Source organism: Pseudaeromonas sharmana, assembly GCF_042649925.1.
Taxonomy (GTDB): Bacteria; Pseudomonadota; Gammaproteobacteria; order Enterobacterales; family Aeromonadaceae; genus Pseudaeromonas; species Pseudaeromonas sharmana.
Genome location: NZ_JBHSAF010000001.1, coordinates 445,705 through 452,352 on the forward strand (window position 1 = coordinate 445,705; position 6,648 = coordinate 452,352).

Annotated in this window: 2 protein-coding genes; both read left to right on the top strand. The window is 60.9% G+C overall.

Annotation, left to right across the window (positions count from 1 at the left end; translation table 11 throughout):
- Positions 1-87 precede the first annotated feature (87 nt).
- The gene (gene fbaA / locus ACFOSS_RS02135; RefSeq protein WP_377150365.1) at positions 88-1,164 is read left to right on the top strand and encodes a class II fructose-bisphosphate aldolase; all 1,077 of its coding nucleotides are present in this window, start codon (positions 88-90) and stop codon (positions 1,162-1,164) included.
- A gap of 236 nt (positions 1,165-1,400) precedes the next feature.
- The coding region (locus tag ACFOSS_RS02140) for a retention module-containing protein (RefSeq protein WP_377150366.1) at positions 1,401-6,648 on the top strand (5,248 nt) is incomplete at its 3' end.

The following is a 6,648-nucleotide window of genomic DNA, read 5'->3' on the forward strand; positions in this document are numbered from 1 at the left end:
TTTCTTCGTCCCCCTGCGGGTGGACACGAATCTGTCAATCTGATGGCGGCTTACCACCATCAAATTCAACGTGATAGGACCATAGATATGTCTAAGATCTTCGATTTTGTTAAACCGGGCGTGATCACTGGCGACGACGTTCAAAAAGTATTTGAAGTTGCCAAGGCTAACAAGTTCGCTCTGCCAGCAGTAAACGTAGTGGGTACTGACTCCATCAACGCTGTTCTGGAAGCTGCCGCCAAGGCCAAGGCTCCGGTTGTTGTTCAGTTCTCTAACGGTGGTGCTGCTTTCATCGCTGGTAAGGGCCTGAAGCTGGAAGGTCAACAAGCTGCCATCCTGGGCGCTATCTCTGGTGCCAAGCACGTTCACGCTGTCGCTGAATACTACGGTGTTCCGGTTATCGTTCACACCGACCACGCTGCCAAGAAGCTGCTGCCGTGGATCGACGGACTGCTGGATGCTGGTGAAAAGCACTTTGCTGAAACTGGCAAGCCGCTGTTTTCCTCCCACATGCTGGACCTGTCCGAAGAGTCTCTGGAAGAGAACATCGACATCTGCTGCGAATACCTGACTCGCATGGCCAAGATGGGCATGACTCTGGAGCTGGAACTGGGCTGCACCGGCGGTGAAGAAGATGGTGTGGACAACAGCCACATGGATCAATCTGCTCTGTACACCCAACCGGAAGATGTGGCCTACGCTTACGAGCGTCTGTCCAAGATCAGCCCGCGCTTCACCATCGCTGCCTCTTTCGGCAACGTACACGGTGTTTACAAGCCAGGTAACGTCAAGCTGACTCCGTCCATTCTCGATGCTTCCCAGAAGTATGTTTCCGAGAAGTTCGCTGTTCCGGCCAAGACCCTGAACTTCGTATTCCACGGTGGCTCAGGCTCTACCGCTGCCGAAATCGAAGAGTCTGTAGGTTACGGTGTTGTTAAGATGAACATCGACACCGACACCCAATGGGCGTGCTGGGAAGGTATCCTGGGTTACTACAAGGACAAGGAAGCCTACCTGCAAGGTCAGCTGGGTAACCCGGAAGGCGTTGATTCACCGAACAAGAAGTACTATGACCCACGCGTATGGCTGCGTAAGGGCCAAGAGTCCATGATCGCCCGTCTGCAACTGGCGTTCAAGGAACTGAACGCGATCGACGTTCTGTAATTATTTGTTGTCCGTTTGTTCGGATACGTAAAAAACACCGGCATACGCCGGTGTTTTTTTTACATGGACATCACATTTTTCAAGTGCATTTGTTTGTTTTGTATACAAGCTTTCGCATGTTTGTCTGCAAAATCGATAAAAGGCTAACAGTTATTCGAATATTGCTAACGGTTTTCTTTACATTGAATTCATATCATTGAGCCTGACTTTTTCTAACCGTCAGGGATCCCCGTTTCATGAAGCAAATTATCTGTGCTCAAGAAGTTGTTGTCATGTCATTGACGAGCAAGGCATTTATTGTCCAAGAGGACGGCAGCTTGCGAGCTTTGGCAGTGGGAGCACGGATCCCTGCGGGGGCAATGATCCAGCTGGCCGACGAGGCTGACATCCGTACAGCACCTGTTGATGCGCAAGCAGAAGCGCGCGCCGAGACTCAGGGGCAGGTTCTGGCACAAGCACAGACCGACGTTCTTTCCGACGTGGAAAAACTGCAACAAGCCTTGTTAAACGGCGAGGACCCGACGAAGCAGTTTGAAGCGACGGCAGCAGGTGGCGCAACGGGTGGTGGCGATGGTTCTGGCTCGGGTAATGAAGGATATATTACCGTTGAGCGTACCGGTGATAGCACGCTGGCCACGGCGGGTTACGATACGGACACCAGCGATACGGTCACGACGACATCGACCACCGAGTTTAGCGGTACCACTGTGACATCCGAGGCTGAGAATCAAGCCCCGACGACCGGCGATGTGGCATTGAACACGGCGGAAGATACGCCGGTCAGCGGCAGCGTGGTGGCCAGCGATCTGGATGGCGACAACCTGAGCTATGCGCTGGGCACGGCGCCGGCCAATGGCAGCGTGACCCTGAATGCCGATGGCACCTTCACCTACACGCCAGCCAGCAATTTCAACGGCAACGACAGTTTCACCGTGACCATCAGCGACGGCAACGGCGGCACCACGACCAGTACTGTCAGCATCGGCGTCAGCCCGGTCAACGACGCCCCGACGACCGGCGATGTGGCATTGAACACGGCGGAAGATTCGCCGGTCAGTGGCAGCGTGGTGGCCAGCGATCTGGATGGCGACAACATGAACTATGCGCTGGGCACGGCGCCGGCCAATGGCAGCGTGACACTGAATGCCGATGGCACCTTCACCTACACGCCAGCCAGCAATTTCAACGGCAACGACAGTTTCACCGTGACCATCAGCGACGGCAACGGCGGCACCACGACCAGTACTGTCAGCATCGGCGTCAGCCCGGTCAATGACGCCCCGACGACCGGCGATGTGGCTTTGAACACGGCGGAAGATACGCCGGTCAGCGGCAGCGTGGTGGCCAGCGATCTGGATGGCGACAGCCTGAGCTATGCGCTGGGTACGGCGCCGGCCAATGGCAGCGTGACGCTGAATGCTGATGGCACCTTCACCTACACGCCAGCCAGCAATTTCAACGGCAACGACAGTTTCACCGTGACCATCAGCGACGGCAACGGCGGCACCACGACCAGTACTGTCAGCATCGGCGTCAGCCCGGTCAACGACGCGCCGGCGACCGGCGATTTGGCATTGAACACGGCGGAAGATACGCCGGTCAGCGGCAGCGTGGTGGCCAGCGATCTGGATGGCGATAACCTGGGCTATGCGCTGGGTACGGCACCGGCCAATGGCAGCGTGACGCTGAATGCCGATGGCACCTTCACCTACACGCCAGCCAGCAATTTCAACGGCAACGACAGTTTCACCGTGACCATCAGCGACGGCAACGGCGGCACCACGACCAGTACTGTCAGCATCGGCGTCAGCCCGGTTAACGACGCGCCGACGACCGGCGATGTGGCTTTGAATACGGCGGAAGATACGCCGGTCAGCGGCAGCGTGGTGGCCAGCGATCTGGATGGCGACAGCCTGAGCTATGCCCTGGGCACGGCACCGGCCAATGGCAGCGTGACGCTGAATACCGATGGCACCTTCACCTACACGCCAGCCAGCGATTTCAACGGCAACGACAGCTTCACTGTGACCATCAGCGACGGTAACGGCGGCACTACGACCAGTACTGTCAGCATCGGCGTCAGTCCGGTTAACGACGCGCCGACGACCGGCGATGTGGCTTTGAATACGGCGGAAGATACGCCGGTCAGCGGCAGCGTGGTGGCCAGCGATCTGGATGGCGACAGCCTGAGCTATGCCCTGGGCACGGCACCGGCCAATGGCAGCGTGACCCTGAATGCCGATGGCACCTTCACCTACACGCCAGCCAGCGATTTCAACGGCAACGACAGTTTCACCGTGATCATCAGCGACGGCAACGGCGGCACCACGACCAGTACTGTCAGCATCGGCGTCAGCTCGGTCAACGACGCGCCGACGACCAGCGATGTGGCATTGAACACGGCGGAAGATACGCCGGTCAGTGGCAGCGTGGTGGCCAGCGATCTGGATGGCGACAACCTGAGCTATGCGCTGGGTACTGCACCGGCCAATGGTAGCGTGACCCTGAATGCCGATGGCACCTTCACCTACACGCCAGCCAGCAATTTCAACGGCAACGACAGTTTCACCGTGACCATCAGCGACGGCAACGGCGGCACCACGACCAGTACTGTCAGCATCGGCGTCAGCCCGGTCAACGACGCGCCGACGACCGGCGATGTGGCATTGAACACGGCGGAAGATACGCCGGTCAGCGGCAGCGTGGTGGCCAGCGATCTGGATGGCGACAACCTGAGCTATGCGCTGGGCACGGCGCCGGCCAATGGCAGCGTGACGCTGAATGCCGATGGCACCTTCACCTACACGCCAGCCAGCGATTTCAACGGCAACGACAGTTTCACCGTGACCATCAGCGACGGCAACGGCGGCACCACGACCAGTACTGTCAGCATCGGCGTCAGCCCGGTCAACGACGCCCCGGTGGCGGTGGCGGACAGCATCACCGTCAGTGAAGGCGGCACGGCCACCGTACTGGTCGGCGGCGCCGGCAGCGTGTTGAGCAACGACAGCGACGCCGAGCAGGATACGCTGTCGGCGATCCTGGTCACCGGACCTGCGCACGGCAGCCTGACGCTGAATGCCGACGGCACCTTCAGCTACGTGCATGACGGCAGCGAGACCACGGCGGACAGCTTCAGCTACAAGGTCAACGACGGCACGGCGGACGGCAATACCGTGACCGTGAACATCGCGGTCAGCCCGGTCAACGACACCCCGGTGGCGGTGGCGGACAGCATCACCGTTAGCGAAGGCGGCACGGCCACCGTGCTGGTCGGCGGGTCTAAGAATGTGTTGAGCAACGACAGCGACGCCGAGCAGAACAGCCTGTCGGCGATCCTGGTCACCGGTCCGGCGCACGGCAGCCTGACGCTGAATGCCGACGGCACCTTCAGCTACGTGCATGACGGCAGCGAGACCACGGCGGACAGCTTCAGCTACAAGGTCAACGACGGCACGGCGGACGGCAATACCGTGACCGTGAACATCGCAGTGACTCCGGTTAATGACGCGCCGGTGGCGGTGGCGGATAGCATCACCGTCGCCGAAGGCGGCACGGCCACCGTGCTGGTCGGCGGGTCTAAGAATGTGTTGAGCAACGACAGCGACGCCGAGCAGGATACGCTGTCGGCGATCCTGGTCACCGGACCTGCCCACGGCAGCCTGACGCTGAATGCCGATGGCACCTTCAGCTACGTGCATGATGGCAGCGAGACCACGGCGGACAGCTTCAGCTACAAGGTCAACGACGGTACGGCGGACGGCAATACCGTGACCGTGAACATCGCGGTGACTCCGGTTAATGACGCGCCGGTGGCGGTGGCGGACAGCATCAGCGTCGCCGAAGGCGGCACTGTGACTGTCCTGGCCAATGGTGCAGGCAGCGTGTTGAGCAACGACAGCGACGCCGAGCAGAACAGCCTGTCGGCGATCCTGGTCACGGGTCCGGCCCACGGCAGCCTGACGCTGAATGCCGACGGCACCTTCAGCTACGTGCATGACGGCAGCGAGACCACGGCGGACAGCTTCAGCTACAAGGTCAACGACGGCACGGCGGACGGCAATACCGTGACCGTGAACATCGCAGTGACTCCGGTTAATGACGCCCCGGTGGCGGTGGCGGACAGCATCACCGTCGCCGAAGGCGGCACGGCCACCGTGCTGGTCGGCGGCGCAGGCAGCGTATTGAGCAACGACAGCGACGCCGAGCAGAACAGCCTGTCGGCGATCCTGGTCACCGGACCTGCCCACGGCAGCCTGACGCTGAATGCCGATGGCACCTTCAGCTACGTGCATGATGGCAGCGAGACCACGGCAGACAGCTTCAGCTACAAGGTCAACGACGGCACGGCGGACGGCAATACCGTGACCGTGAACATCGCGGTGACCCCGGTTAATGACGCCCCGGTGGCGGTGGCGGACAGCATCAGCGTCGCCGAAGGCGGTACTGTGACTGTCCTGGCCAATGGCGCCGGCAGCGTATTGAGCAACGACAGCGACGCCGAGCAGAACAGCCTGTCGGCGATCCTGGTCACGGGACCTGCGCACGGCAGCCTGACGCTGAATGCCGATGGCACCTTCAGCTACGTGCATGATGGCAGCGAGACCACGGCGGACAGCTTCAGCTACAAGGTCAACGACGGCACGGCGGACGGCAATACCGTGACCGTGAACATCGCGGTGACTCCGGTTAACGACGCCCCGGTGGCGGTGGCGGACAGCATCAGCGTCGCCGAAGGCGGCACTGTGACTCTCCTGGCCAATGGTGCAGGCAGCGTGTTGAGCAACGACAGCGACGCCGAGCAGGATACGCTGTCGGCGATCCTGGTCACCGGTCCGGCGCACGGCAGCCTGACGCTGAATGCCGATGGCACCTTCAGCTACGTGCATGATGGCAGCGAGACCACGGCGGACAGCTTCAGCTACAAGGTCAACGACGGCACGGCGGACGGCAATACCGTGACCGTGAACATCGCGGTGACTCCGGTTAACGACGCCCCAGTGGCGGTGGCGGACAGCATCACCGTCGCCGAAGGCGGCACGGCCACCGTGCTGGTCGGCGGCGCCGGCAGCGTATTGAGCAACGACAGCGACGCCGAGCAGGATACGCTGTCGGCGATCCTGGTCACGGGACCTGCGCACGGCAGCCTGACGCTGAATGCCGACGGCACCTTCAGCTACGTGCATGACGGCAGCGAGACCACGGCAGACAGCTTCAGCTACAAGGTCAACGACGGCACGGCGGACGGCAATACCGTGACCGTGAACATCGCGGTGACCCCGGTTAATGACGCGCCGGTGGCGGTGGCGGACAGCATCACCGTCAGCGAAGGCGGCACGGCCACCGTGCTGGTCGGCGGGTCTAAGAATGTGTTGAGCAACGACAGCGACGCCGAGCAGGATACGCTGTCGGCGATCCTGGTCACCGGACCTGCGCACGGCAGCCTGACGCTGAATGCCGACGGCACCTTCAGCTACGTGCATG